The following is a 25,596-nucleotide window of genomic DNA, read 5'->3' as shown; positions in this document are numbered from 1 at the left end:
TTGCCTGATCCAGATTGGGGAAATCCTCTACCGGAGGGAGCGGGTCATGTCAGGCACCAGCACAGAAAATGACGGCCAGGGAATGATCGTGAATCCCAAACCGACTGCTGACAACCAGGACTGGGACGGCGACGACGCCGACCGCGCGGACCGCCTGCGCTTCGAGGAGGAGCAGGCCATGATCCGTGAGCAGTCCGAAGCCCGCGCCGCCAAAGCGGCCGCTGACGCGAAGAAGTCCGCCGACGCGAACAAGGAAGCCGCAAAGAAGGAAGCCAGCGCCTAGTCTTCTTCGGTGCCGTCCTTCACCCGGACCAGCAGTGAGCCCGGAGCCACCTGCACCGTGACCTTCGTAGCCTCGCCCGAGGGATCGCCGTCGACCTGGGTGGGCAGGGGTTCCGGGCACCGGATGGTGACCTTGCCGGAGCGATAATACGTCATCACCGGCAGATTTCTCTTGTGCTTCAGCACGATTTTTGTATACATCGCCAGCCAGCCGATCGCGCTGCGCGGGCTCATCACCACCACATCCAGCATGCCGTCATCGATCATGGCCTGCGGGATGAAGTCGATTCCGCCGGGTATCAGGCCGCAGTTCGCGAACAGCACACTGCGGATCTTCCGGCTCTGTTCAGCCTGGTCGTCCAGGGCGATCGACACCTTCTTGCGCCGCCCGGGAAGGTGCCGGACGCCGGCCTCCGTGTAGGCAAGCCAGCCGACAGCCTTCTTCAGCCCGTCATTGGTGTCGCCGACCACCTCCGCGTCCATGCCGATGCCCGCGATCACGAGGAAGGTATGTTCCGCGGACGCCCCGGTCCGGGAGTTCTCCACCCTCATGCGCGCCGTATCGATGAAACGCTGGTGTCCGAACAGAGCCGTCTGCACGTTGCCGGGCAGATCGCTCACATCCAGGTGGACGTTGCGGGCCAGGAGGTTGCCGGTGCCGAGCGGAATCAGGCCCATGGCGGTGTCCGTGCCGGCAAGAATCTCGGCCACCACGCGCACGGTGCCGTCCCCGCCGCACGCCAGGACGACGTCGGCCCCGTGCTCCACCGCTGCCCGCGCCTGCGAGAATCCGGGGTCCTCGGCGGTAGTGTCAAAGAAGCGCGGCGGCTCCCAGCCGGCCGCCAGGCACGCAGCCTCAATGAGGACCCGGGCCTCGGCCGATTTGGCCTTGACCGGGTTCATGACCACGGCAACCCTTTGCTGTCCCAGTCCGGGACTGTGGGTTTCCTCCCAGACGGCGCTGCGGGTGTGCTTGGCTTTCAACCGGCGCACTCCCCACCAGCTGGAGACGGCAAAGGCCAGGACTCCAGCGATGACGAGGTAGAGCAACCAGTCGCGCATTGTGTTCCAACAGTATCCCGCCGGTGCCCCGTGCCCGGATTGCCAAGGAATGGTTACCGGATTGGATACTCTTGTCTGGTGATCGACGTAAAAGACCTCAGCGAAAATCCGGACAAGTTCCGTGCCAGCCAGCGCGCCCGCGGCGCCGATGACTCCGTGGTGGACGCGATCATCGCCGCGGATTCGGCCCGGCGCACAGCGCTGATCCGCTTCGAGAACCTGCGGGCCGAACAGAATGTGTACGGCAAGAAGGTAGCGCAGGCCAAGGGCGAGGAAAAGCAGGCCCTGCTCGCAGAGCTCAAGGTCCTCGCCGCCTCGGTCAAGGCCGCCTCCGCCGAGGCCGACGTCGCCCAGGCCGCACAGGAGGAACTGCTCCGCGCGATCCCCAACCTCATCGAGGACGGCGTCCCCGCGGGCGGCGAGGACGACTACATCGTGGTCAAGACCGTCGGCACGCCCCGCGACTTCCCCCACTTCGAGCCCAAGGACCATCTGGAGATCGGCGAGCTGATCGGCGCCATCGACATGGAACGCGGCGCCAAGGTCTCCGGATCACGGTTCTACTTCCTGCGCGGGGTCGGCGCCCGGCTGGAAATGGCACTGCTGCAGATGGCCATGGACCAGGCCATTGACGCCGGGTTCGTGCCCATGATCACGCCCACCCTGGTCCGCCCCGAAACCATGCAGGGCACCGGCTTTGACGTCAAGCACGACGCCGAGATCTACCGTCTCGCCGAAGACGACCTCTACCTCGTGGGCACCTCGGAAGTGGCACTCGCCGGCTACCACGCCGACGAGATCCTGGACCTCTCCGCGGGCCCCATCCGCTACGCGGGGCAGAGCTCGTGCTACCGGCGCGAGGCCGGCTCGCACGGCAAGGACACCCGCGGCATCATCCGTGTGCACCAGTTCAACAAGGTCGAGATGTTCATCTACACCACGCTGGAGGAGGCAGCAGGCGAACACGCCCGCCTGCTCGCCTGGGAAGAGGAAATGCTCGCCAAGTGCGAGCTGCCTTACCGCGTGATTGACACCGCCGCGGGCGATCTGGGCAATTCCGCGGCGCGCAAGTTCGACTGCGAGGCCTGGGTCCCCACCCAGGGCGCCTACCGGGAGCTGACCTCCACGTCCAACTGCACCACGTTCCAGGCGCGCCGGCTGAACATCCGCGAACGCGTGCTCAACGAGGACGGTGCCCCCAAGGGAACCCGGGCCGTGGCCACCCTCAACGGCACCTTGGCCACCACCCGCTGGATCGTGGCCATCCTGGAGCACCACCAGAACCCGGACGGCTCCGTCAACGTCCCCGCCGCACTGCAGAAGTACCTCGGCGGCATGACAGTCTTCCCGGTCCTCTGATTCCTCCGCTGCTTCCTTCCGATGATTCGCGCCTGACCTCCCCGACGGCTGCCCGGTAAACACCCTGCCCGGTAAAAATCCACAACGTGGATAACCCGCGGGTGTTTACCACAAGTTCATGCCCTGCTGTGGCGTGGATCCTAGCGGCTGTCGGGGGTGTCTGCTCTACTTGTGAGATGACTACATTGACTGAAACCTCAGTCGCTGGCAACGACGACCAGCGCAAGACAAACCAGAACAACACGAACCAGAACACCACCGGCGAAAAAATGATGATCGCCCTTGATGTCGACGGCACCCTCGTGGACCACGACGGGCACATGTCGGTTCCCGTCCGCGAAGCCGCCCAGGCCGTGGTGGCCGCCGGCCACCACGTCATGATCGCCACGGGGCGCTCGCTCAACGCCACCCTGCCCATCATCGAGCACATCGGCATCGACAACGGCTACGCCGTGTGCTCCAACGGCGGAGTGACCCTGCGCCTCGACTCCGGACTTCCTGATGGCTACGAAGTCCTGCACAAGGCCACGTTTGACCCCGGACCTGTTCTCCGGGCCCTGCGCAAGCGGCTGCCCACGGCCAAGTACGCCCTCGAGGATGAGGCCGGCAACTTCCTCTCCACCGAACGATTCCAGGATGCCAGCTTCGGCGTCGTGGCAGTCGGTGTCGATTTCCAGACGATGCTGGAGGCAACCGCCGTCCGCGTGGTGGTCTTCAGCGCCGAGAACACCCCCGAAGAGTTCAACGCCGCGATCCGTCACATCGGCCTCGCTGGCGTGACCTATTCGGTGGGCTGGACGGCGTGGCTGGATATTGCCGCCGCCGGGGTCACGAAGGCCAGCGCGCTGGAGCACCTCCGGGACCGGCTGAGCATCGAGGCCCACCGCACGATCGCCGTCGGCGACGGCCGCAATGACATTGAGATGCTCACCTGGGCGCGCCGCGGCGTGGCTATGGGACAGGCGCCGGTGGAAGTGATCGCCGCCGCGGACGAGGTCACGAAGTCGGTCTACGACGACGGCGCCGCGCACGTGCTGCGCAGCCTCCTTTAGGGGCTGTGCCCGAGCTAGGGGCTGTGCCCGGTGGGCTAACGGACGTCGAGGATGAGGCCCAGGAGACGGGCCGCGGCGGGCCGCGCCGCGTACTCCTCATTCCACTGTGCCCGGGCCACGGCCTTGCTCACCGCCTGGGTGGTGATCCCGAGTTCCTCCGCGACGGCTTTCTGCTGCCCGCGCACGCCAGGGGTCAGCAGATCCAGCACCCGCCATTCCGCCTGACTCCGGTCATGCACAATATGGCCCAGCAGCCGCAGGACGGCCTCTGACTCCGCCGCCAGATCCGCCAGCGGCCCCTCCACAGCCACCGGAACGCGGTCCTTGCCGTTGCGAAGCCTGTCAACGGCGCGCCGGGCATAGATCAGTCCGTGGCCGGAGGCGTCCTTGATCTGGTTGGGCAGGGGTTCATTCACCGGGCCGACGCCGATTCCGACGTACCAGCTGCCGCTGCGCAGGGCAATCATGGCCGCTTCGACGGCCTGGTGCGGACAGTCCAGAATGCCCTGGACCTCGTCCTCCACGGAACGGTCGAAGTCGAGGCGCGCCGGAATATGCCGCAGGTCCTTCAGGAGCTGCGGCACACAGTCGCCGTCGCGCCGGCTGTCGGTTTGATTGATGGTCAGCGTGAACATTCTGGATCAAACACTACCCGGTGGTCCTTCGTAGGCAAGCGTCCTCCGGGCCTCACCGCCCGGGGGTTGCGCCCCGCCCGCCCGGTTCAGCAGCCCGCCCCGGAACACAGCAACGCGGGGCCACCCACGGCCCATCCCGGTCACCCGGATGGGCCGCAAGTGACCCCGCGTTGGAGGAAACGAACTAGTGCGCTGCCGGTACGTAGCGCTTGATGGAAGCCTCGAGCTCGGCTTCGGCGGCGGCGCGGTCGCCCCAGCCCTCGGCCTTGACCCACTTGCCCGGCTCCAGGTCCTTGTAGCGGGTGAAGAAGTGCTCGATCTCCTTGATCAGGAACTCGCTGACATCGCTGATCTCGTTGATGTGGTCAAAGCGGGCGTCGGCCGGGACGCACAGGACCTTGGCGTCTCCGCCGCCGTCGTCGGTCATGTTGAACACGCCGATGGGACGGGACTCCACGATCACGCCGGGGTGAAGGTCGAAGTCCTGCAGGAGCACCAGCGCGTCCAGCGGGTCGCCGTCCTCGCCCAGGGTGTTCTCGAAGAAACCGTAGTGGGTGGGGTACTGCATGGAGGTGAACAGGACACGGTCCAGACGGATACGGCCGGTCTCGTGGTCGACTTCGTACTTGACGCGTGATCCCTTGGGGATCTCGATGGTCACGTCATGCTTCATGGAATGCTCCTTGACGATTTCAGGGGTGCGCGGCACACAAAAAGGCTGCCGGTGCCGCCGACTACTATTGAGGATATAGCGAGAGGCGCTGGTTTCAGGAACTAGTGGGGACATTTCAGGACTAAAGGACCAGCAGCAGCATGAAACGCAGAACGAGCCGCGCAGGCACGGACCCGGTGCCCGCCCCGCTGCGGGGGATCATCCCGATGCTGCTCCTGACCCTCCTCGTCGTGGCTCTCGCCGTCCCGGCCGGCATCGCGATCGCACCGGCCTTCCTCGGTCCAGACCGCTCCGCGGACGCCGCAAAGCCCGCCCCACCCTGGCAGCAGGCCCCCACCCGCCTGAGCTCTCCCCGCGGCACCGGCGGCATCGGACCCCTCAGCGCTTCGGCGGCCGCTCCTGATGCCGGCCCGCTCGCGGCCCAGCTCAACGACTCCCTGAAGACCGACGGCGCCGGGACGATCACGGGCGCGGTGCAGGACGCGGCCACCGGGCAGTTGCTCTTCGACCGCTCGGGGGATGAGGCGCGCGTTCCGGCGTCGAATATGAAACTCTTCACGGCCAGCGCGGCGCTGCGCGTCCTGGGCCCGGACCGCCGCTTCAGCACGAAGGTCGTGGCGGGATCCGCGCCCGGCTCGGTGGTGCTGACCGGCGGGGGAGACGTGCTCCTGGGCGCGGGAGAATCGGCCCCGGGCGCCGTCGTGGGCCATGCCGGACTCGCCACGCTCGCACAGGCCACCGTCCGCGCCCTCCAGAACGACGGCGTCTCCGGCACCGTGACGGTGCTGCTGGATGACTCCCTCTTTAGCGGCCCCCCGCTCAACCCGGCCTGGAGCCCTGATGATGTGGCCGCCGGAGAGATGGCCCCGCTGTACCCCCTGGCAACGAACTCGGCCAGGTTCGACCCGGCCAAGACCACGGGACCCCGCCCACAGGACGCCGCCATGGCGGCCGCCGAGGCGTTCACGGCCCAGCTGACGGCGGCCGCCGCGGCCGCGGGGCTGTCAGTGGCGCCCGGTGTCGTGCGGGCTCCCGCCGGGGCCGGATCGGGGCCGGAAAAGTCGGGGCCGGACAAGTCAAGGCCGGGCAAGGGCGACGTGCGCGTCCTGGCCGAGGTCCAGTCCGCCACCGTCGGTCAGCAGGTGGACCTGCTGCTGCGGACCTCGGACAACTATCTGGCCGAGGTGATGGGCCGGATGACTGCCCTGGCCGGCGGCCGGCCCGGCAGCAACGACGGCGCTATCGCCGCCGTGCTGCAGCAGCTGAAAGACATGGACATCCCCACGGACACGCTCCGCGCCGAGGACGTCTCCGGCCTGGCCCTGGCCAACCAGGTCTCCGCCCGGCAGCTCACGGACGTAGTCCGGGCCATGACCTCCGGCAAGGACACGCGTCTGCGCGCCGCCCTCGCCGGGTTCCCGGTGGCAGGACTCACCGGAACACTGGGCGACCGGTACACGGACGCGTCCACGGCCGGCGGCGCGGGGCTGGTGCGCGCCAAGACGGGCACGCTGAACACGGTGATCGCCCTCAGCGGCTACGTCGTCGACGCCGACGGCCGGCTGCTGGTCTTTTCGTTTATCGGCAACGGCCTGACCCCGGGTGCCGCCAACAAGGCGGCGCTGGACCGCGCCGCCTCCGTCCTGGCCCGCTGCGGCTGCCGCTGACCGGCCGGCTGGTTCCCCGGTCGGCGAAACTTAAGGCGGATCGTCAGGCCCCTGTGATCTGATGGAGCCTATGGAGTCCTCTGCAAGCGAGACATCAGCCCAAGCCCACACGCTCATCAACTGGGAGCTTGCCGCGTCCACGGCCGCCCGACTGACTCCGGCCGGCCCAACCCTGGGTTCCGCCGAGATCGGCGCCGCTGTGGAAAACCTGCGCCTCATGGCGGAGATTTCCGTGCCGCACGTCCACGACATCACCGGCCTCGACGCGGCCCGGGACCTGCGTGATTCCGCGGTCCTCGTGGTGGACCGGGCATCCTGGGCCAAGGCCAACACGCAGAGCTTCGCCGTCATGCTCAAGCCCGCCATGGAAAAGATGCTCGAGGGCCGCCGCGGAACCATCAGCCCAGGTGCGGCCAGCGTCAGCGGCGCCATCACCGGCAGCCAGCTGGGCGCGATCCTGGCGTTCCTCTCCAGCAAGGTCCTCGGCCAGTACGATCCCTTCTCAGCGCTGGCCGAGAACTCCACGGCTCCCGCCGCCGGGCGCCTGCTGCTCGTGGCGCCGAATATCATCACCGTGGAGCGCGAACTCAACGTCGAGCCCGCGGATTTCAGGCTCTGGGTCTGCCTCCACGAACAGACCCACCGGGTGCAGTTCGCCGCTGCGCCCTGGCTCCGGCACCACATGCTGGATGAGATCGAAAATCTCAGTGGCCTGCTGCTGGGCAACGTCGATTCCCTCATGGAACGGGCCGCCGCCGCCGCGAAGTCGCTGAAGGACCGGCCGGCGTCCGGCGCGGGCCCCGGCCGCGGCGCCATCCTGGACCTGCTGCAGAACCCGGAGGAAAAGGCTGCCCTCTCCCGTCTGACGGCCCTGATGAGCCTGCTCGAAGGCCACGCCAATGTGGTGATGGACGCCGTCGACGCCGGCATCGTTCCCTCGGTGAAGACCATCCGGCAGCGTTTCAACGCCCGCGGCAACGACCGCGGCGTGATCGAGAAGTTCATCCGCAGCCTGCTGGGCCTCGATGCCAAGATGCGCCAGTACAGCGACGGCTCGAAGTTCGTCCGCGAAGTGGTGGCCGCGGCGGGCATGGAAGGCTTCAACAAGGTCTGGGAGTCCGCCGGCCAGCTCCCCACCGAACCCGAGATCCACGATTCGAAGCTTTGGCTCGAGCGGATGGGGCTCTAGTTTCCGTGCCCGGCAGCAATCCCGCCGGCGCTGATCCCCGCTCCGCCGATACTCCTTCCGTTTCCAGCGGACGACGCCGGCCCGGCCGCCTGGTACCCGTCGTCGGCACGGCACGGAAAATGCTCCGGGACGCCCTGGCGGGGGCGGGCTACCCCGAGCGGGTGCTGGTCGCCTGCAGCGGCGGCCCTGACTCGCTGGCCCTCGCCGCCGTCGCAGCCTACTTCGCCCGCCGGGGGCACGTGGACGGCCATCCCGTCTCCGTGGGCGCCGTCGTCGTGGACCACCAGCTGCAGCCGGGCTCGGGCGGGGTGGCCGCCGCCACGGACCGGGTGCTCCGGGATCTCGGACTCTCGCCCGTCGAGGTGAGGAAGGTCGACGTCGCCTCCACCGGCATGGGCCCCGAGGCGGCCGCCCGGGACGCCCGCCACGCCGCGCTCGAAGCCGTGGCTGATGAAACCGGCGCCGGCGTGATCCTGCTGGGCCACACCCTCGATGACCAGGCCGAACAGGTCCTGCTGGGGCTGGCGCGGGGCTCCGGCACACGGTCCCTCGCCGGGATGCGGCCGTCCCGCGGGCGCCTGCTGCGGCCCTTCCTCGGCCTGCGGCGGGGCGACACCCTGGAGATCTGCGAGGTGGAGGGCCTGGATCCCTGGCACGACCCTAGCAACGCCGACCCCGCCTATGCGCGGTCCCGGACCCGCGTCGAGGTGCTGCCCCTGCTTGAGGAAAAGCTCGGCCCGGGCGTCGCCGAATCACTGGCCCGGACCGCCGCGATCCTGCAGCTCGACGCCGACTACCTGGCGGACGTGGCGAACGACACCTTTGCCCGGCTCCGGGAGCAGTCCGGGACCGAAATCAGCCTCCCCGAGGCGGCCCTGCGGGACCTTCCACCGGCCGTGAGGTTCCGGGTCATCGCCAAGGCCGCCGCCGCCGTCGGCGGTCAGCAGCCCAGTTACCAGCGCCTGCTCGCGGCGGAAGCACTGCTGCGCCGGCAGGGATCGGCCGGCCCGGTGGAGCTCCCCGGCGGAGTCAGCGTCTACCGTCTCTCGCTCGCGCAGCTGCTCGCCGGGGGGCAGTCCGCCACCTCCGGCGTTCCCCCCGAAGGCGCCCGCTGTGGGAAGCTTGTATTCCGGCCTCAAAAACCGCCCCGAAAATAGTCGCACCCCGCATCTACACAGGAGCCATCGGTGGATTCAAACGACGTCCAGGCAGACCTCAAGCACGTTCTCTACACCAAGGAACAGATCCAGGAACGGATCACCGAACTCGCGGCGCAGATCGACAAAGACTACGAAGGCCGCGATCTGCTGATCGTCGGCGTGCTCAAGGGCGCCGTCATGGTCATGGCAGACCTGGCCCGCGCACTGCACAGCCACGTCTCCATGGACTGGATGGCCGTCTCCTCGTACGGCTCCGGTACGCAGTCCTCCGGCGTGGTCCGCATCCTCAAGGACCTCGACACCGACCTCATGGGCAAGGACGTCCTGATCGTCGAGGACATCATCGACTCAGGCCTCACCCTGTCCTGGCTCAAGACAAACCTGGAATCACGCGGCACGGCGTCGGTGGAAATCTGCACCGCCTTCCGCAAGCCCACGGCCGCCAAGGTCAAGATCGATGTCAAGTACGTCGGCTACGACATCCCCAATGAGTTCGTCGTGGGCTACGGCCTGGACTATGCCGAGAAGTACCGCAACCTGGACTTCGTGGGCACCCTGGCGCCGCACGTCTACGAGTAGACGAAGCACCAGTAGACGACTCCTTCCTGCGCCCCGCACGTCCGGCCCGCTACGCCTACAGGGAACTTTTGGACTTCACCGTGCGTGAGTTACTGCGACGGTGTATAGCTAGAACCTGATGCAGCACCACACGCGCGCAGATCGGTCGCCGTGCAGCACTACCAGGAGGGACGGGGCCAGCCCCGAACAGATGAAAGCTAAGAGTTTCTTCAAGGGCCCGGGCATCTGGATTGTCGTCGTAGTCGCCATGCTCCTGCTGGCCTTTGCCACCCTGGCGCCGGGCGGCTCGAGCCGGGTCGACACCGACAAGGGCCTCGCGCTGCTGACCTCGGGCGGCAAAGTTGAACAGGCCAAGATCTTCGACGCCGAGAACCGCGTGGACCTGGTGCTGAAGGATAACCTGCAGGTCGACGGGCAGGACAAGGGCAAGAACGTCCAGTTCTACTTCGTCAACGCCCGCGCCCAGGACGTCGTCAAGGCCGTCACGGACTCCAAGCCGCCGAGCGGCTTCACCGACCAGCCTCTCGAAAACAACTGGTTCTCCGGTCTGGTATCCCTCCTGGTCCCCGTGCTGCTGCTGGGCGTGCTCTTCTGGTTCCTGCTCTCCCGGATGCAGGGCGGCGGCTCCAAGGTCATGCAGTTCGGCAAGTCCAAGGCGAAGCTCGTGAACAAGGACATGCCCCAAGTCACCTTCAGTGACGTCGCGGGCGCCGACGAGGCCGTCGAGGAACTCGAAGAGATCAAGGAATTCCTCCAGGAGCCGGCAAAGTTCCAGGCCGTCGGCGCCAAGATCCCCAAGGGCGTGCTGCTCTACGGCCCTCCCGGCACCGGCAAGACCCTCCTGGCCCGCGCCGTTGCCGGCGAGGCCGGCGTGCCCTTCTTCTCCATCTCCGGCTCCGACTTCGTTGAAATGTTCGTCGGTGTCGGCGCCTCCCGTGTCCGCGACCTCTTCGAGCAGGCCAAGTCCAACGCGCCGGCCATCATCTTCGTGGACGAGATCGACGCCGTCGGGCGTCACCGCGGCGCCGGCATCGGCGGCGGCAACGACGAACGCGAGCAGACCCTCAACCAGCTCCTGGTTGAAATGGACGGCTTCGACGTCAAGACCAACGTCATCCTGATCGCGGCCACCAACCGCCCCGACGTGCTCGACCCGGCCCTGCTGCGTCCGGGCCGCTTCGACCGCCAGATTTCCGTCGAGGCCCCCGATCTGATTGGTCGCGACCAGATCCTGACGGTCCATGCGAAGGGCAAGCCGATGGCTCCCGGCGTCGACCTCAGGGCCGTGGCGAAGAAGACCCCCGGCTACACGGGCGCGGACCTGGCCAACGTGCTCAACGAGGCCGCCCTGCTGACCGCCCGGTCCAACGCCAACCTGATCGACGACCGCGCCCTCGACGAGGCCATTGACCGTGTCATGGCCGGCCCGCAGAAGCGCAGCCGCGTCATGAAGGAACACGAGCGCAAGGTCACCGCCTACCACGAGGGCGGGCACGCCCTGGTCGCTGCGGCGCTGCGGAACTCGGCGCCGGTCACCAAGATCACCATCCTGCCCCGCGGCCGCGCCCTCGGCTACACCATGGTGGTTCCGGAGAACGACAAGTACTCCATAACCCGCAACGAGCTGCTGGACCAGATGGCCTACGCCATGGGCGGCCGCGTCGCGGAAGAACTCGTCTTCCACGATCCGTCCACCGGCGCGTCCAACGACATCGAGAAGGCCACCGGGATCGCCCGCAAGATGGTCACCGAGTTCGGCATGAGTGAGCGCGTCGGCTCCGTCCGCCTCGGCCAGGGCGGCGGCGAGCCGTTCCTGGGCCGCGACGCCGGGCACGAGCGCAACTACTCGGACCAGATCGCCTACATCGTGGATGAGGAAGTGCGACGCCTGATCGACGGTGCGCATGACGAGGCCTACGCCATCCTTACCGAGAACCGTGACGTCCTGGACCAGCTGGCCCTTGAACTGCTGGAACGCGAAACCCTCAACCAGGCCGAAATCGCGCAGGTCTTCACCCACATCCGCAAGCGCGATTTCCGCGAGATCTGGCTGTCCAAGGAGACCCGCCCGATCCAGTCGGCTGGACCGGTGGAGTCCCGCCGGGAGAAGGCCGAACGCGAGGCGCAGGAAGAAGCCAAGGAGGCCCGACTGGAAGAACCGCTGGATGCCCGGCCTCCGCACGCCCAGGGCGTCCCCGGACAGGAGTCCTTCCACGGCGGTGTTACGGAAATCGGGCCTGACGGCCATCCCGGCTAGGCTTCATCTGTGACTTCTAATTTCGACGACGACGTTCCCGCCACCGCCACCGCCGCCGCTTCGGCGGCGGACGAGGCAGCCCAGCACCCGCACTCCAAGGTGGACCACCCCAAGGTGGACCGTCCACGGATCGAGGCCGCAGTGCGCGAGATCCTGCTGGCCATCGGCGAGGACCCGGACCGCGGCGGCCTGCTGGACACCCCCAAGCGGGTAGCCAAGGCCTACACGGAGATGTTTGCCGGCCTGCACCACGATCCAGCGGAGATCCTGGCCACCACCTTCGACCTCGACCACGAGGAGCTGGTGCTGGTCAAGGACATCCCGTTCTACTCCACCTGCGAGCACCACTTGGTGCCGTTCCACGGGGTGGCGCACGTGGGATACATCCCGTCGCACGACGGCAAGGTCACCGGCCTGAGCAAGCTGGCGCGGGTGGTGGACATGTTCGCTAAGCGGCCCCAGGTCCAGGAACGGCTGACCACCCAGATCGTCGAGGCCCTGGTCACCCACCTCAAGCCGCGCGGCGCGATCGTCGTCATCGAATGCGAACACCTCTGCATGTCCATGCGCGGCATCCGCAAGCCCGGCGCCAAGACCGTCACCAGTGCGGTACGCGGGCAACTGCATGACCCGGCCACCCGTGCCGAAGCCATGAGCCTCATACTCGGAAGGTAAGAAAACAGACTATGGACTCCTTAGCTGCAGCCCCTGGGACCGGACCCGCAACCTCGCCCCTGCCCATACTGCGCAAACCGCGCCCGGCCGCGAGGTTCCAGGACCTGCCCACGGACCGGACCCTCGTGATGGGAATCCTGAACGTCACACCGGACTCCTTCAGCGACGGCGGCGTGCACGCGACATCGGACACCGCCATCGCGGCCGGCCTGCGGATGTTCTACGCCGGCGCCGACATCATCGACGTCGGCGGTGAATCCACCCGCCCGGGCGCGGTCGAAGTCAGCGTCGAAGAGGAAAAGCAGCGTGTACTGCCGGTGGTCGCGGCACTTGTGAAGGCCGGCGCCCTCGTCAGCATCGACACCACCCACGCCGCCACCGCCGCCGCGGCCCTGGACGCCGGGGCAGCGATCATCAACGACGTCTCCGGCCTGACCATGGAGCCGGAGATGGCGGAGCTGGCCGCCCGCGCCAGGACGCCGTACATCCTCACGCACCGCCGCGGCGACGCGAGCACCATGGACTCCCTGACCGACTATTGGAACGTCGCCGAAGACGTCGCCGCCGAACTCGCCGGTGTCCGGGACAAGCTCTACGCCGCGGGCGTCGCCCCGGAGCAGATCATCATGGACCCGGGCCTGGGCTTCGCGAAGACGGATGTGCAGAACTGGGAACTGCTGCAGCACCTGGACGTCCTGCAGGCGATGGGCCACAAGGTCCTCGTGGCCGGCTCGCGCAAGCGCTTCCTCGGCAGCCTCCTGACGGTAGCCGGCAAATCCGCCCCGCCGCAGGAACGCGACGCCGCCACCGCCGCCGTGACCGCCATCAGCGCCTTCCGCGGCGCCTGGGCGGTGCGCGTGCACGACGTCGGCTCCAGCCTCGACGCCGTGAAGGTCGCTGCCCGCATGGCGCCCTCCGCGCCTACGGCAACTAAGCCGCCCGCCTCCGGCAACAGCTGATCCGGCCGCCGCCATGGACCAGATCACGCTGAGCGGCGTCACCGCCGTCGGCCATCACGGGGTGTTCGAGTTCGAACGCCGCAACGGCCAGCCGTTCACTGTAGATGCGGTGCTGCACCTGGACTTCAGCAAGGCCGCAGCCACCGACGATGTCCTGGACACGGCGCACTACGGCGAAGTGGCCGAGTGCATCCGGGGCTGGATCACAGGGGATCCGCTGAACCTGATCGAGGCCCTGGCCGTACGGATCGCCGAGGACGTCCTGCGGAAGTTCCCGGTGGCCGCGGTGGACATCACCGTGCACAAGCCCAAGGCTCCGATCGAGGTCGAATTCGGCGACGTCTCCGTCAGCGTGCACAGGGAGCGGCCATGAGCCCCGTCTATACCCGGGCCGTGATTGCGCTCGGCAGCAACCTGGGGGAGCGCAACGACACCCTGTCCGCCGCCGTCGCGGACCTCGTCGACCCGCCGGAGGTCCGCCTCCTGGCCATCTCGCCGATCGTCCAGACGAAGGCAGTGGGCGGCCCGCCGGACCAGCCGGACTTCCTCAACATGGTGATCGCCGTGGAAACCAGCTTGCCGCCGCTGGAGCTGCTGCGGCACTGCCACGCGGTGGAACAGAAGCACCTGCGGGTGCGCGACGTCCGGTGGGGGCCGCGGACCCTGGACGTGGACATCATCACCTACGGGGACATCGTCAGTTCCGACCCCGAACTCACGCTGCCCCATCCCCGGGCCGCGGAACGGGCCTTCGTGCTGTATCCGTGGTCGCTGATCGACCCCGCGGCGGAGCTCGCCGGCGAACGCGTCGGCGACCTCGCCGCCAGGGCCGCGGACTTCGCTGACCTCGTACCCTTCGACGGCTTCGAGGACGTCAACGGCTCCCACGTCAACGGCGCCGCCGGCGCGGTGGAGCGGCCGTGAAGCTGACCAACCCCCTGCTCCTGCTGGCCATCTGCGTGGCCGTGGCCGGCGCGGGCTGGTTCGCCAGCGTGCTGACCGGCCGCTACAGCGTGGCGACCCCGGTGCTGCCGCTCACCGGGTTGCTGACCATGGGCGTAATCGTGGTCCTCACCCTGGTGCTGGGCATCCGCGTGCTCCGGTGGCGCAACGGCAAGAGGAAGAACATTCTCAACCCCATCCTGGCGGCGTGGACCCTCGTCCTTGCCCAGGCCTGCGCCTACACGGGCACCGTGCTGCTGGGCTGGCACGCGGGGATCTTCCTGGACCAGTTGCGGCTCTGGAACCTGCGGAGCAGCCAGGGCATCACCTGGCAAGCTCTGGCTTTGGCCGGCGGAGGCCTGATAATGATCGTCGTGGGCCTCGTCGTCGAGCGGTTCTGCCGGATCCCGCCGGAAGACGGCGACGCCGATACTGCTCCGGGACTGCAAGGAAAACGCGGCAAGCCCACAGCGGAAGGCGAATATGCGTACCGAGGCGATTGACCCCCCTGGCATCGCCTGGCTGAGGGTGTCACCGAAGTACGTCACGGTGCGCCTCGCCGGGTGGGCGCTTGGAAACCTCATCGTGGTGTCCGGACTGTCGCTTCCCCTCGTGTTTGTCCAGTCCGGCTGGTGGACGTGGCCGCCGCTCTGGCTGGCCGTTGCCGTGCCGGCCGTGATGCTGCTCCTGGCCCTCTGGCGGCTGCTGCTCATCCCGCGGCAAGTGCGTTCGATCGGCTACGCCGAGCGCGAGGACGACCTCCTGATCCGCCGCGGCATCTTCTTCCAGCGCACCCTCGTGGTCCCCTACGGCCGCATGCAGTACGTGGACATCGGGGCGGGGCCGGTGGAACGGGCCCTGGGCCTGTGCACCCTGAAGCTCCACACCGCCTCCGCCGGGACCAACGCCGAGATTCCGGGCCTGCCCGCCGCCGAGGGGGCGCGGCTCCGCGAGCAGCTGTCCGCCCGCGGTGAAGCCCGACTGGCCGGGCTGTGACGGGATAACTGTGAAGGGATTGCTGTGACACAGGGCGGGATTGCCCCGCCGCCGGTCGCCGGTGCCGGTGCGGCGGGATCGCCCGACGGCGGCTGGCTGCGCGTGCACCCGGCGTCCCCTTTCGTCCGCGGCTGGGTGGCGCTGGCCGCGATCGGCTTCTTTTTCGGCCGGGACACCTTTGAACGGCTGCTCCAGGGCGGCCCCCTCATCGACGAACGGTTCGCCGGCCGGGCGCCGTGGCTGCTGCTCGGCGGCGGAACCGTGCTGCTGCTGACCGTGCTCGGCTACATCCTGACTTGGTACTTCACGCGCTACCAGGTGGCGGAGGGCTACGTCCGGGTCAACACCGGCTTCCTCTTCAAGCAGCAGCGGCAGGCCCGGCTGGACCGGGTGCAGGCGATCGATATCGTGCAGCCACTGCTGGCCCGGATCTTCGGACTGGCCGAGCTCCGGTTCGAAGTTGCCGACGCCGGAGAATCCGCCGTGCGCCTGTCCTACCTCCGTGCGGACGAGGCCCGGCAGCTCCGGGCGACCATCCTGTCCCGCGCCGCCGGCGTGCTGCCGGATCCGGGGCACCCGGAGGCCGTCGCCGTGGAGGCGCCCGTGCAAGCGGTGCTGACGGTGCCGCCGCCGCGCCTGGTCGGCTCGCTGCTCCTGAGCGAGCAGAGCTTTTTCGTGGTGGTGGGCGGCGTGGTGTCTGTGGTGCTGTCCGCCGTCACCGAGAACCGCAGCTTCTACTTCTACCTGATCCCTGCCGCGCTGGGCCTGGTGGCGGCGTACTGGTCCTCGTTCAACAAGGGCTACAACTTCACGGCCGGCATTTCCCCGGACGGCATCCGGCTGCGCTACGGGCTGCTGGACACCCAGACGCAGACCCTGCCGCCGGGCCGGATCCAGGCGCTCCGGGTCAGCCAGCCGCCGCTGTGGCGGATCTTCGGCTGGTACCGGATGCAGGTCAACGTGGCCGGCTACGGCGTTGCGGGAAGCAACGGTGAGGGCTCAGCCCGGACCACGCTCCTCCCAGTGGGAACCCTCGCCGAGGTGCTGACCATGCTCGCCCTGGTGCTGCCCGATCCCGGGACCCCGGAACCGGTGCGGATCTTCACGGCAGGCCTCACCGGCCTGGCGGATGCTTCAGGCGCGTCAGGAGCCGTTTCGGGAGCCACTTCAGGCCGGGACGCCGACGGCGGCTTCGTCACCACCCCGCGCCGCGCCCGGCTGCTGGCGCCGCTGGGCTGGCGGCGCAACGGCTTCACCGCGACCGAGACCGCCCTGCTGCTCCGGTCGGGCCGCTGGTGGCGGCACCTTGTGCTGGTGCCGCACCAGCGCACGCAGTCGATGGCGCTGCAGCAGGGGCCGCTGGCCCGGCGGTTCCGGGTGGCGGACCTGGTCCTGCACACCACGGCCGGCCCGGTCGCCCCGCGGCTCATCCAGGCGGGCCTGGAAGAAGGCCGGGCCCTGCTCGATGCCCAGTCCGCGCGCGCCCGGGCCGCGCGGAAACGCCAGACCAGCGAACACTGGCTGGACCAGGTCCGGCACGGACCGCCGGTGGTTGCGCCGGTCGAACCCCCGGTGGTTGCGCCGGTCAAAACCCCGGAGCTGGACACGCCCGGTCACCGGGAACAAAGTACGCAGGAGGGCACGCAACATGGCTAAGCCAGGACGCCTCGGCGTCGGAATCATCGGCGCCGGCAAGGTGGGTGCCGTCCTGGGGGCAGCGCTTCGCGGAGCCGAGCACGCCATCATCGGAGTGTCCGCCGTCTCGGACGCCAGCCGCGAACGCGCTGAAACCCTGCTGCCCGGCGTGCCCGTCCTGGACGTGCGGGACATCGTGGAGCGCGCCGAACTGGTGCTGCTCGCCGTCCCGGATGATGCCCTGGGCCCTCTCGTGGAGGGCCTCGCCAAGCTCCGCGCCTGGCAGCCCGGCCAGCTCGTGGCCCATACCTCCGGCCGCTTCGGCGTAGGGATCCTGCATCCGGTCCGCGCGGCCGGCGCCGTGCCGCTGGCGCTGCACCCGGCCATGACCTTCACGGGCATGAGCCTGGACCTCACGAGGCTGCTCGATTGCACCTTCGGCGTCACGGCCGACGCCGCCATGCTGCCGATCGCCCAGGCACTCGTGGTGGAGATGGGCGCCGAGCCCGTCGCCATCGCCGAGGCCGACCGGGTTCTGTATCACGCCGCCCTGGCCCATGGCTCAAACCACCTCGTCACCCTCGTGGCACAGGCCTCGCAACTGCTCAGGGAAGTCGGCGTCGACGCCCCGGAGCAGATGCTCGGCCCGCTGCTGCGCGCCACTCTCGAAAACGCGCTCGCCTCGGGCGAATCTGCCCTGACCGGGCCCGTGGCCCGCGGCGATGCGGGCACGGTGGCCGCGCATGCGGACGCCCTCCGGGAACACGACGGCGGCTCCGGCGGCGATATTCTGGAGGCGTACCTGGCCATGGCCCGGGCGACGGCCCGCCGGGCAGGAAGCCGCGGACTGTTGAAGCCGGAACAACTCGACGGCATCAGGCAGGCGCTCGACGGCCCAGGCCCTTACCCGGACCAAGACGCGGCGCAGTCCTAAGGAAGGACCATGAGATGGCAATCCAACTCGTTTCGACGGCTGCCCAGCTCCGCGCCGAAAGCGCGCGGCTGCTGACGCAGAAGGGCGGTACGTCCCAAGGGCTCGTGCCCACCATGGGCGCCCTGCACGAGGGGCACGCCCGGCTGGCGCGGACCGCCGTCGGCCAGAACGACGTCGTGGTGGCCAGCATCTTCGTCAACCCCTTGCAGTTCGGCGAAGCCGTGGATCTGGAACGGTACCCCCGGACGCTGGAGGCGGACATGGCCCTCCTCGATGCCGAGGGCGTGGACCTGGTGTTCGCGCCGTCCGCGGACGAGGTGTATCCCGGCGGGGAGCCCGTGGTGCGGATCACCGCGGGCCCCCTGGGCGGAAAGTGGGAAGGCGCCTCCCGCCCCGGGCACTTCGACGGCGCCCTGACCGTGGTGGCGAAGCTGCTCCACTTCGGAATGCCGGGAACAGGGCTGTCCGGCGGCGGGGGGCTCCCGGCGTACCGGGCGTATTTCGGCCAGAAGGACGCGCAGCAGTTGGCCCTGGTCAAGCGCATGGTGGAGGACCTGAACTTCCCGGTGGAGATCGTGCCCGTGCCGATCGTCCGCTCCGAGGAAGGCCTCGCGCTGTCCAGCCGCAACCGTTTCCTGTCGGCGGAGGAGCGGGAGGCGGCCCTGGTGCTCTCCCGTGCCCTGCTGCTGGTCGAGGCGCGCGCCAACGCCCATGTGCCCCTGGATCTGGAATCCGCGCAGGCACTGGTCGAGTCGCAGCCGCTCGTGGAGCTGGACTATTTCGACGTCGTGGATCCGCGGACCCTCGAGCCCCTCGCGGAGAACTGCAAGGACACGCCGTTCCGCGGCGAAGGCCTGGCGATCATTGCCGCCAGGGTGGGCCCGGTGCGCCTGATCGACAACGTGCCGCTGGATTCCTGAATCCAGCACGGGAATTACCCCGGGGACTACACTGTTGGAACCTGCAGTAGCGCCGACGCTCGCCGGACCCCACTTCGAACTCCCCGAGGGAACCACTATGGCAACAGAGGTCTCTTCAAACGCCCACGGTGGTCCAGCGCCGGCTCCCGTGTCGCCGCCGGCCGTGTCGCCGCCGGTGAAGATGTCCCGCGAATCCGTCACCATCATCGTCACGTTGCTGGTGGCCACGTTTGTCGTGATCCTCAACGAAACCATCATGAACGTCGCCCTGCAGCGGCTGATGGTGGACCTCAGGATCGACGCCCCCACCGTGCAGTGGCTGTCCACGGGCTTCATGCTCACCATGGCCGTCGTTATCCCCACAACGGGGTTCATCCTGCAACGGCTCTCCACCCGTGCCGTGTTCATGCTGGCCATGGGACTGTTTTCAGGCGGCACGCTCCTCGCCGCGGTGGCGCCGGGATTCGAAGTCCTCCTTCTGGCCCGCATCGTCCAGGCCGGCGGCACGGCCATCATGCTGCCCCTCCTGATGACCACCATCCTCACCCTGGTGCCGGTGGAACGCCGTGGCGCAGTGATGGGCAACGTGAGCATCGCCATCTCGGTGGCGCCGGCCATGGGCCCCACGGTTTCCGGCCTGATCCTGGAACACTTTTCCTGGCGATTCATGTTCGTCTTTGTCCTGCCGATCGCCCTTGCCGCGTTTGCCCTCGGCGCCAAGTATCTAGTCAACATCGGCGAAACCGAGAAGACCCGGCTTGATGCGCTGTCCGTCGTACTGACGGTTCCCGCTTTCGGCGGGCTCGTGTACGGCCTGAGCCAGATCGGCGGCGGCCAGGGCGGACCAGGCGGACCAAGCGCTCCCGCCGTGGTTGCGCTGGCCGTTGGCGTGGTGGCCCTGCTGACGTTCGTGCTCCGCCAGCTGAAACTGCAGAAGTCCGACGCGCCCCTGCTGGACCTGCGCGCCTTCAACTTCCGGATGTTCACGGTGTCCGTGCTGCTGCTCGTCGTGGCCATGATCGCCCTGTTCGGCGCGGTGATCCTGCTGCCGTTGTACCTGCAGCAGATCCGCGGGCTGAAGTCGCTGGAGACGGGCCTGGCCCTGCTCCCCGGAGGACTCGCCATGGGCCTGCTGGGGCCGTTCATCGGCCGTGTTTTCGACAAGGTCGGCCCCCTCCCGCTGACCGTCACGGGCTCGGCCATGATGGTGGTGTCGCTGTGGCAGTTCTCCATGCTCGACGCGGACACGCCGGTGGCGTGGATCGTTGCGCTGCATGTGGCCCTGAGCCTGGGGCTGGCGCTCCTGTTCACCCCGGCCTTCACTACAGGGCTGAACCCGCTGCCGCCGCACCTCTATTCGCACGGCTCGGCCACCATGAGCACGCTGCAGCAGGTGGCCGGCGCCGCCGGGACGGCGCTCCTTGTCTCGATTTACGCTGCGGTCTCCGCCGGGACAGGCATCGTCGCCGGCATGCACGCGGCGTTCCTGACCGCTGCAGTCATAGCCCTCGCGGCCGTCGTGCTGTCGGCCATGATGCGCAAGACGGCGGGTGCGGCGCCGGGACATTGAGCCATTGAGCTCATCCCACAGGGGCGACCCTGTCGGCGGAACTACGCAGTGTAGGCGCGGGCGCCGTCGACCCAGGTCTCCAGGACCGAGATCTTGGAGATGTCCCCCGCCGCCACGGTCAGCGGGTCGGCGCTGAGCACCACAAAGTCTGCGCGCTTGCCGGGGGAGATGCTGCCCAGGTCGTCCTCGCGGCCCAGGGCCACGGCGCCGTTGATCGTGTGGGCGGCCAAGGCCTGTTCCGCCGTGATCCGCAGATTGTCCGCCCCCAGCCGGTGGCCCCGCCGCGTCACCCGGGTCACCGCCGCCTGGATGGCCTCGAGCGGCTTGGGTTCGGCCACGGGCGCGTCGGAGCTGAGCGTGACCGGCACGCCGGCCGCCACAAACTCGCCCAGCGGATTGAAGCGTTCGCCGGGCGTGCCGATCGCCTCGGTTACGCCTTCGCCCCAGTTGAAGTAGTGCTGCGGCTGGTTAACGGGGTAGACGCCCAGCTCCCTCATCCGCACAATATGCTCGGGGCTGGGCAGGCCGCAGTGCTCGATCCGGTGCCGGGCGTCCGAATCGGGGAAGGCCGCCTGCGCGGCCTCGATCGCATCCAGAACCATGCCGATCGCGGTGGGGGACTGCGCGTGCGTGGCGGTCTGAAGGCCCACCGAATGGGCCCGGGTGATGAGTTCGGTGTACTCGCTCGGCTCATGGTAGAGCTGGCCTGTGCGGCACGGGTCGCCCACATAGCCGTCAGGGAAGTACGCCGTCCAGCCGCCAAGCGTACCGTCGGCGTAGAACTTGATGCCGCCGACGGCCAGGTGGGAGTTGCCGAAGGCGCCCTGGATGCCGATCTCGATGGCCTGCTCCAGCAGGTGTGAGAGCAGGTACATGCTCACCCGGGTCTTGAGTTCGTTCTGGGCGGACAGGCGCAGGTACATGTCCAGCTCGCGCCGGGTCACCTGGCAGTCGCCGATGCTCGTGACGCCGCCCCGCAGGAACTTCTCCTGGGCCGCGCGCAGCTGGCGCAGGTGCTCCTCGGGCTCATCCTCCAGATGGAAGTTGGGGCCGTGATGGCCCACCTTGACGCCATCGACGCCGGTCAGAATGTTGCAGGCCGCGTCCGAGAGCTCACCTGTGAGCTCGCCGTCGGGGTCCCGGAAGAACTCGCCGCCCGCGGGGTTGGGGGTCTCCCGGTCCACGCCATGCAGGGCGAGCGTGTAGTTGTTGACGACTCCGCCGTGCCCGCTGGCATTCATGAGATAGACCTCGCGGTCGGTGGCGACCTGGTCCAGTTCCTCCTTGCGCGGGTGCCGGCCCTCCGCCAGGTTCTTGTGCTCGTAGCCGTAGCCGCGCACGGGCGTGGTGTCGGGCAGTCGTTCAGCGGCCTCGCGCAGCAGAGCCACGATCTCCGGGATGCTGGCCGCCTTCGCGGGGCCGCAGTCCACCCAGCTCATCATCTGCCCGTACATGAGCGGGTGGGCGTGCGGGTCGATGAAGCCCGGAACCACCACCTTGCCGGACAGGGTCACTGCTGCGGGTTCGGTCGAGCCCAGCCGGCGGGCCTCGGCGCGACATTCGGCCTCGGTGCCGACCGCTGCCACGTGCGAGCCGTGGACCAGGAACGCCTCGGCGCTGCCCAGCCGTGGGTCCACGGTGTGGACCGTGGCACCGGTGAAGATGGTGGTGACGGCATCCAGGGGGGACGCTTCCAGGTGGTGAAGCTTGCGCATGTTGTTGACCTCGCTGTGCAGGGGGTGGCTGGGGCTAGCGGCGGATGCCGGCCGGCATGTCGGGGGCGGTGGCGACGATGACGCTGACGCCGTCGTGCTCGTAACTTTCCTTCAGGGCCCCGCCGAAGGCGTCGGGGTCCTCGACCCGAGAGGAGCGGGCGCCGAAGCCCTCGGCGATCTTGACATGGTCAACGGCGGTGACCTCCGTGTCGACGCGGGTCGCGTTGGCGCGGTCGAAGGAGTCCCGAATTTCGCCGTAGCCGGCGTTGTCCCACAGGACCACGGTCAGCTGGGACCTGCGGTCCACGGCGCTGGCCAGTTCGGTCAGCGTGAAGAGGGAGCCGCCGTCGCCGGCGATGGCCAGCACGCGGCTCGTAGGTTCCGCGATCCGGGCACCGACGGCCATCGGGAGGGCCGCGCCCAGGGTGCCCAGCCCGTAGCCGGCGATCCAGGTGCCGGGGGTGGAATGCGGCAGGTACTGCTGGGCCGTGTAGGCCAGCTGGGTCGAGTCCAGCACCGTGATGGTGTCCTGCGGTGTCGCCTCGGCCAGGGCGTCCAGCCATGGCATGTGCACCCGGGAGGCGTCGACCCATTCGATCGCCGAGCGCATGGCGGCGGCCCGCACGGCGCCGTCGTGGGCGGCGGGCGGCAGATCCGCCGTCGCGTCGAGGAGCGCGGGCAGCACGGTCTCGGCGCGGCCGGCCAGGCCCACTGCTGCGTTGAAGGGGACGTTGAGCTGGGCGGGGTCCACGTCGATGCGGATGATGCGGCCCCCGACACGGACGGGACTGCCCGTGTAGATGGTTTCGGTCTCTGAGAATTCGGTGCCGATGGCGACGACGACGTCGGCACCGCGGAGTTCAGCCTGCGTTCCGGAGAAGGGCAGCGTGTTGGATGCGGACAGCGGGTGGTCTGCGGGGATGATGCCCTTGGCGTTGGTTGTGGCGATGACCGGGGCGTCGAAGTGTTCGGCTAAACGGATGAGTGCGTCCGAGGCCAACAGGGAGCCGCCGCCGGCGAGGACGACGGCGCGCGACGCAGTGCGCAGCAGCTCGGCCGCCTCGCGGATCTGCGCAGTGGTCCAGCCCGGCGCCGGAGCGGGCAGGAACACGGGCGTGATCGTCCCGACCTCCTTGGCCAGGATGTCGATGGGGATCGCGATGTGCGCCGGGCGCGGCCGACCGCTCCGGAAGCCTTGCCAGATTTCGGCCAGCACATGGGCACACTGCTCGGGGTCGGTCACGGTCACGGAGGGGGACGTCAGCTTGCCCACGAGCCCGGCCTGGTCCGGAATGTCATGCAGAGGGCCACGGTTCCGGCCCAGCAGCGCCGTCTCGGTCGTGGAGGCGAGGACCAGCATCGGCACGGAATCGTGCCAGGCCTGAGCCATGGGGGTCAGCGCGTTGAGCACGCCGGGGCCGGAGATGAGCAGGCAGACGCCGGGCTTGCCGCTAACGCGGGCATAGCCGTCCGCCATAAAACCGGATCCCTGCTCGTGCCGGGCGGGGATCGAGCGGATTCCGGTCTCGCCGAGTCCGCGGTACAGCTCGATCGTGTGGACCCCGGGGATCCCGAAAACCGTGTCGACGTCGTAGTGCTCAAGGAGTTTGACTGCTGCCTGTCCGAATTTCATATCACTTTCTCCGCGTCAAAGTGGTGGTCGGGAGATGCCCGGCGCTGAGGCCGGCATCGGTAGAGCTTTGGCCGCGCTTCCGATTCCCGCTGGGGGAGCATTCGGGCGCGCCGAAGCTGCCTCGGCCTGCGGCGTGTCGTCGGGGGAGCCCCTCAACCCGGGCCGACCTTCGCCCCGACTGCCGTCGGAATGGCTAGTGGACGTGGCTGAGGAACTTCTTGGTCCGCTCGTGTTGCGGGTTGCCGAAGAACTGTTCCGGGGCCGACTGCTCGATGATGTAGCCGCCGTCGAACATGACCACCTCGGAGGCCACGCGCTGGGCAAACTTGACCTCGTGCGTCACCACGACCATCGTCATGCCCTCGCGGGCCAGGCTCTCCATGACCTCCAGGACCTCGCCGACCAGCTCCGGGTCCAGAGCCGAGGTCGGCTCGTCGAAGAGCAGGACCTTCGGGTTCATGACCAGGGCCCGGGCAATCGCAACGCGCTGCTGCTGTCCGCCGGAGAGTTCCGAGGGGAAGGCGTGCGCCCGACTGGCCAGGCCCACGCGGCCCAACATCTCGTGCGCGGTCCTTTCGGCTTCCTTCTTGTGCATCTTGCGGACGGTGGTCATGCCGACCATGACGTTGTGCAGCGCGTTCAGGTGCGGGAACAGGTTGAACTTCTGGAACACCATGCCGATGTCGGCGCGTTGGTGCGCCATGGCGCGTTCGGAGAGCGGCACAAAATGGCCCCTGTGTTCCGCCACACCGATGCGCTTGGACTCCAGGTAGATCTCGCCGTCGTCGGCGGTCTCAAGGAGTGCCATCAGGCGGAGCATCGTGGACTTGCCGGAGCCGGAGGGGCCCAGGACCGCCTTGACCTGACCGCGCTGGATCTCGAAATCGACGCCCTTGAGGACGGGATTGTAGCCGTAGCTTTTCTGCAGGTTCTTGACCCGCAGGATCGGCTGATCTGTCGATTCACTCATAGTGCGACCTCTTCCTTCCCGGGGCGCGTCCGGATGACCTTTGCCGCCTTGGTGGTCCAGCGGAATTTCCGCTCGACGTAGCTCTGCAGGATCATCAGGACGGAGACGATGACGAGGTAGTAAATGATGGCGGCCGCGTAGTATTCGGCGTACCGGAACGTCACGGAGACGCCCACCTGCGCCGTAGTGAGCAGTTCCCGCAGCGAGATGACACTGGCCAGGGACGTGTACTTGACCAGGCCGATGAACTCGTTGCCCGTGGGCGGGATCGCGATGCGGGTGGCCTGGGGAATGATGACCTTGAGCATGACCTGGGTCGGCGTCATGCCCAGGGCCCGGGCGGCGAGGGGCTGTCCCTCATCCACGCTCAGCAGCGCCGAGCGCAGAATTTCCGCCATGTACGCGCCCTCGACGACGGACAGTGCGATCAGGGCGGCCAGGAACGGTGTGTACCAGCTTTCCGTCAGAGCCGGAATGAGCTGCGGGCCCGCATTCCAGACGATCAGCAGCACCAGCAGGGTGGGAATTGCCCGGAAGAACCAGACATAGGAGCCGGCGATGGCGCGGGCTGTCTTCTTCTTGCCGATGCGGCCCACCGCGAGGGCGAAGCCGATCAGGATGGCCAGGACCTGGGAGAGCGCGGCCAGCCCTAGGGCGATGCCGGCACCCTGCACGTACTCCAGGGAAAAGAGTTGCTGCCAGAAGATCGCCGGATCAAACTGCATGGCGTCT

Annotated in this window: 25 protein-coding genes; 18 read left to right on the top strand and 7 right to left on the bottom strand. The window is 68.3% G+C overall.

What is annotated here, in order from left to right:
- Nucleotides 1–46 precede the first annotated feature (46 nt).
- Nucleotides 47–283 carry a hypothetical protein gene (locus tag ACQCSY_RS08355; RefSeq protein ID WP_427134783.1) on the top strand — a complete coding sequence of 79 codons (237 nt, stop codon included), beginning with the start codon at nt 47–49 and terminating at the stop codon, nt 281–283.
- Here ACQCSY_RS08355 and ACQCSY_RS08350 read toward each other — a convergent pair.
- On the bottom strand, nt 280–1,344 hold the full coding sequence (locus ACQCSY_RS08350; protein ID WP_427134781.1) for a diacylglycerol/lipid kinase family protein: 1,065 nt from the start codon (nt 1,342–1,344) through the stop codon (nt 280–282). The two genes, ACQCSY_RS08355 and ACQCSY_RS08350, sit on opposite strands and share 4 nt — an antisense overlap.
- Nucleotides 1,345–1,422: 78 nt before the next feature.
- Between ACQCSY_RS08350 and serS the strand changes: the two genes are divergently transcribed.
- Together serS and ACQCSY_RS08340 are read left to right on the top strand one after the other, a co-directional pair.
- Nucleotides 1,423–2,703: a serine--tRNA ligase gene (serS, locus tag ACQCSY_RS08345; protein ID WP_427134779.1), complete on the top strand. Its 1,281-nt coding sequence runs from the start codon at nt 1,423–1,425 to the stop codon at nt 2,701–2,703.
- A 176-nt stretch (nt 2,704–2,879) separates the two neighbouring features.
- Nucleotides 2,880–3,755, top strand: coding sequence for an HAD family hydrolase (locus tag ACQCSY_RS08340; RefSeq protein ID WP_427134777.1), 876 nt, complete (start codon nt 2,880–2,882; stop codon nt 3,753–3,755).
- A 35-nt stretch (nt 3,756–3,790) separates the two neighbouring features.
- Here the strand turns inward: ACQCSY_RS08340 and ACQCSY_RS08335 are convergent, their stop codons facing one another.
- Nucleotides 3,791–4,390 carry a hypothetical protein gene (locus ACQCSY_RS08335; RefSeq protein WP_427134775.1) on the bottom strand — a complete coding sequence of 200 codons (600 nt, stop codon included), beginning with the start codon at nt 4,388–4,390 and terminating at the stop codon, nt 3,791–3,793.
- Between the two features lie 184 nt (nt 4,391–4,574).
- Nucleotides 4,575–5,063 (bottom strand): inorganic diphosphatase, encoded by a 489-nt coding sequence (locus ACQCSY_RS08330; protein ID WP_427134773.1) that lies wholly within the window; start codon nt 5,061–5,063, stop codon nt 4,575–4,577.
- Nucleotides 5,064–5,203: 140 nt separating this feature from the next.
- On the opposite strand from ACQCSY_RS08330, the gene dacB reads away from it, so the two are divergent.
- The 15 genes from dacB to ACQCSY_RS08255 all read left to right on the top strand — a co-directional run bounded on the left by dacB (nt 5,204) and on the right by ACQCSY_RS08255 (nt 20,546).
- A complete protein-coding gene (gene dacB / locus ACQCSY_RS08325; protein WP_427134771.1) occupies nt 5,204–6,730 on the top strand; it encodes a D-alanyl-D-alanine carboxypeptidase/D-alanyl-D-alanine endopeptidase in 1,527 nt (508 codons plus the stop codon).
- Nucleotides 6,731–6,800: 70 nt separating this feature from the next.
- Nucleotides 6,801–7,919, top strand: a complete 1,119-nt coding sequence (locus ACQCSY_RS08320) for a zinc-dependent metalloprotease (RefSeq protein WP_427134769.1) — start codon at nt 6,801–6,803, stop codon at nt 7,917–7,919.
- A 119-nt stretch (nt 7,920–8,038) separates the two neighbouring features.
- Nucleotides 8,039–9,076, top strand: a complete 1,038-nt coding sequence (tilS, locus tag ACQCSY_RS08315) for a tRNA lysidine(34) synthetase TilS (protein ID WP_427135744.1) — start codon at nt 8,039–8,041, stop codon at nt 9,074–9,076.
- Between the two features lie 30 nt (nt 9,077–9,106).
- Complete coding sequence (hpt, locus tag ACQCSY_RS08310; protein WP_090957105.1) at nt 9,107–9,658, top strand: hypoxanthine phosphoribosyltransferase; 552 nt, start codon at nt 9,107–9,109, stop codon at nt 9,656–9,658.
- A 190-nt stretch (nt 9,659–9,848) separates the two neighbouring features.
- Nucleotides 9,849–11,915 (top strand): ATP-dependent zinc metalloprotease FtsH, encoded by a 2,067-nt coding sequence (gene ftsH / locus ACQCSY_RS08305; protein ID WP_427134767.1) that lies wholly within the window; start codon nt 9,849–9,851, stop codon nt 11,913–11,915.
- 9 nt (nt 11,916–11,924) lie between these two features.
- Complete coding sequence (gene folE / locus ACQCSY_RS08300; protein WP_427134765.1) at nt 11,925–12,590, top strand: GTP cyclohydrolase I FolE; 666 nt, start codon at nt 11,925–11,927, stop codon at nt 12,588–12,590.
- 11 nt (nt 12,591–12,601) lie between these two features.
- On the top strand, nt 12,602–13,549 hold the full coding sequence (gene folP / locus ACQCSY_RS08295; protein ID WP_427134763.1) for a dihydropteroate synthase: 948 nt from the start codon (nt 12,602–12,604) through the stop codon (nt 13,547–13,549).
- Between the two features lie 13 nt (nt 13,550–13,562).
- Nucleotides 13,563–13,922, top strand: a complete 360-nt coding sequence (gene folB, locus ACQCSY_RS08290; protein WP_427134761.1) for a dihydroneopterin aldolase — start codon at nt 13,563–13,565, stop codon at nt 13,920–13,922.
- Nucleotides 13,919–14,473: a 2-amino-4-hydroxy-6-hydroxymethyldihydropteridine diphosphokinase gene (gene folK / locus ACQCSY_RS08285; protein WP_427134759.1), complete on the top strand. Its 555-nt coding sequence runs from the start codon at nt 13,919–13,921 to the stop codon at nt 14,471–14,473. The genes folB and folK overlap by 4 nt, the downstream gene beginning before the upstream one ends.
- Nucleotides 14,470–14,994: a DUF3180 domain-containing protein gene (locus ACQCSY_RS08280; protein WP_427134757.1), complete on the top strand. Its 525-nt coding sequence runs from the start codon at nt 14,470–14,472 to the stop codon at nt 14,992–14,994. Before folK ends, ACQCSY_RS08280 begins: the two co-directional genes overlap by 4 nt.
- Nucleotides 14,975–15,487, top strand: coding sequence for a PH domain-containing protein (locus tag ACQCSY_RS08275; RefSeq protein ID WP_427134755.1), 513 nt, complete (start codon nt 14,975–14,977; stop codon nt 15,485–15,487). The genes ACQCSY_RS08280 and ACQCSY_RS08275 overlap by 20 nt, the downstream gene beginning before the upstream one ends.
- Before the next feature lie 24 nt (nt 15,488–15,511).
- Nucleotides 15,512–17,143: a PH domain-containing protein gene (locus ACQCSY_RS08270; RefSeq protein ID WP_427134753.1), complete on the top strand. Its 1,632-nt coding sequence runs from the start codon at nt 15,512–15,514 to the stop codon at nt 17,141–17,143.
- On the top strand, nt 17,136–18,056 hold the full coding sequence (locus tag ACQCSY_RS08265) for a Rossmann-like and DUF2520 domain-containing protein (RefSeq protein ID WP_427134751.1): 921 nt from the start codon (nt 17,136–17,138) through the stop codon (nt 18,054–18,056). Before ACQCSY_RS08270 ends, ACQCSY_RS08265 begins: the two co-directional genes overlap by 8 nt.
- Before the next feature lie 14 nt (nt 18,057–18,070).
- Nucleotides 18,071–18,976: a pantoate--beta-alanine ligase gene (gene panC / locus ACQCSY_RS08260; protein ID WP_427134749.1), complete on the top strand. Its 906-nt coding sequence runs from the start codon at nt 18,071–18,073 to the stop codon at nt 18,974–18,976.
- 97 nt (nt 18,977–19,073) lie between these two features.
- Nucleotides 19,074–20,546: an MDR family MFS transporter gene (locus ACQCSY_RS08255; RefSeq protein ID WP_427134747.1), complete on the top strand. Its 1,473-nt coding sequence runs from the start codon at nt 19,074–19,076 to the stop codon at nt 20,544–20,546.
- Nucleotides 20,547–20,587: 41 nt separating this feature from the next.
- Here ACQCSY_RS08255 and ACQCSY_RS08250 read toward each other — a convergent pair whose 3' ends face one another.
- The 4 genes from ACQCSY_RS08250 to ACQCSY_RS08235 all read right to left on the bottom strand — a co-directional run bounded on the left by ACQCSY_RS08250 (nt 20,588) and on the right by ACQCSY_RS08235 (nt 25,589).
- Nucleotides 20,588–22,261, bottom strand: coding sequence for an amidohydrolase (locus ACQCSY_RS08250; protein ID WP_427134745.1), 1,674 nt, complete (start codon nt 22,259–22,261; stop codon nt 20,588–20,590).
- A 34-nt stretch (nt 22,262–22,295) separates the two neighbouring features.
- On the bottom strand, nt 22,296–23,894 hold the full coding sequence (locus tag ACQCSY_RS08245) for a 5-guanidino-2-oxopentanoate decarboxylase (protein WP_427134743.1): 1,599 nt from the start codon (nt 23,892–23,894) through the stop codon (nt 22,296–22,298).
- A 193-nt stretch (nt 23,895–24,087) separates the two neighbouring features.
- Entirely contained in the window at nt 24,088–24,864 is a 777-nt protein-coding gene (locus ACQCSY_RS08240; RefSeq protein ID WP_427134741.1) for an amino acid ABC transporter ATP-binding protein, read from the bottom strand.
- The gene (locus ACQCSY_RS08235; RefSeq protein ID WP_427134739.1) at nt 24,861–25,589 is read right to left on the bottom strand and encodes an amino acid ABC transporter permease; all 729 of its coding nucleotides are present in this window, start codon (nt 25,587–25,589) and stop codon (nt 24,861–24,863) included. The genes ACQCSY_RS08240 and ACQCSY_RS08235 overlap by 4 nt, the downstream gene beginning before the upstream one ends.
- Nucleotides 25,590–25,596 lie beyond the last annotated feature (7 nt).

The sequence above is a fragment of the Pseudarthrobacter sp. S9 genome, assembly GCF_050156545.1.
In the GTDB taxonomy this organism is placed as follows: Bacteria; Actinomycetota; Actinomycetes; order Actinomycetales; family Micrococcaceae; genus Arthrobacter.
The sequence above is the reverse complement of the archived record's forward strand: the minus strand, read 5'-3'. Positions and strand labels throughout refer to the sequence as shown.

Excerpts from the sequence above, each read along its gene's own strand:
- ACQCSY_RS08355 (WP_427134783.1), top strand. The coding sequence starts at position 47 with ATGTCAGGCACCAGCACAGAAAATGACGGCCAGGGAATGATCGTGAAT.
- ACQCSY_RS08350 (WP_427134781.1), bottom strand. The coding sequence starts at position 1,344 with ATGCGCGACTGGTTGCTCTACCTCGTCATCGCTGGAGTCCTGGCCTTT.
- ACQCSY_RS08340 (WP_427134777.1), top strand. The coding sequence starts at position 2,880 with ATGACTACATTGACTGAAACCTCAGTCGCTGGCAACGACGACCAGCGC.
- ACQCSY_RS08335 (WP_427134775.1), bottom strand. The coding sequence starts at position 4,390 with ATGTTCACGCTGACCATCAATCAAACCGACAGCCGGCGCGACGGCGAC.
- ACQCSY_RS08330 (WP_427134773.1), bottom strand. The coding sequence starts at position 5,063 with ATGAAGCATGACGTGACCATCGAGATCCCCAAGGGATCACGCGTCAAG.
- dacB (WP_427134771.1), top strand. The coding sequence starts at position 5,204 with ATGAAACGCAGAACGAGCCGCGCAGGCACGGACCCGGTGCCCGCCCCG.
- ACQCSY_RS08320 (WP_427134769.1), top strand. The coding sequence starts at position 6,801 with ATGGAGTCCTCTGCAAGCGAGACATCAGCCCAAGCCCACACGCTCATC.
- tilS (WP_427135744.1), top strand. The coding sequence starts at position 8,039 with ATGCTCCGGGACGCCCTGGCGGGGGCGGGCTACCCCGAGCGGGTGCTG.
- ftsH (WP_427134767.1), top strand. The coding sequence starts at position 9,849 with ATGAAAGCTAAGAGTTTCTTCAAGGGCCCGGGCATCTGGATTGTCGTC.
- folP (WP_427134763.1), top strand. The coding sequence starts at position 12,602 with ATGGACTCCTTAGCTGCAGCCCCTGGGACCGGACCCGCAACCTCGCCC.
- folB (WP_427134761.1), top strand. The coding sequence starts at position 13,563 with ATGGACCAGATCACGCTGAGCGGCGTCACCGCCGTCGGCCATCACGGG.
- folK (WP_427134759.1), top strand. The coding sequence starts at position 13,919 with ATGAGCCCCGTCTATACCCGGGCCGTGATTGCGCTCGGCAGCAACCTG.
- ACQCSY_RS08275 (WP_427134755.1), top strand. The coding sequence starts at position 14,975 with ATGCGTACCGAGGCGATTGACCCCCCTGGCATCGCCTGGCTGAGGGTG.
- ACQCSY_RS08265 (WP_427134751.1), top strand. The coding sequence starts at position 17,136 with ATGGCTAAGCCAGGACGCCTCGGCGTCGGAATCATCGGCGCCGGCAAG.
- panC (WP_427134749.1), top strand. The coding sequence starts at position 18,071 with ATGGCAATCCAACTCGTTTCGACGGCTGCCCAGCTCCGCGCCGAAAGC.
- ACQCSY_RS08255 (WP_427134747.1), top strand. The coding sequence starts at position 19,074 with ATGGCAACAGAGGTCTCTTCAAACGCCCACGGTGGTCCAGCGCCGGCT.
- ACQCSY_RS08250 (WP_427134745.1), bottom strand. The coding sequence starts at position 22,261 with ATGCGCAAGCTTCACCACCTGGAAGCGTCCCCCCTGGATGCCGTCACC.
- ACQCSY_RS08245 (WP_427134743.1), bottom strand. The coding sequence starts at position 23,894 with ATGAAATTCGGACAGGCAGCAGTCAAACTCCTTGAGCACTACGACGTC.
- ACQCSY_RS08240 (WP_427134741.1), bottom strand. The coding sequence starts at position 24,864 with ATGAGTGAATCGACAGATCAGCCGATCCTGCGGGTCAAGAACCTGCAG.
- ACQCSY_RS08235 (WP_427134739.1), bottom strand. The coding sequence starts at position 25,589 with ATGCAGTTTGATCCGGCGATCTTCTGGCAGCAACTCTTTTCCCTGGAG.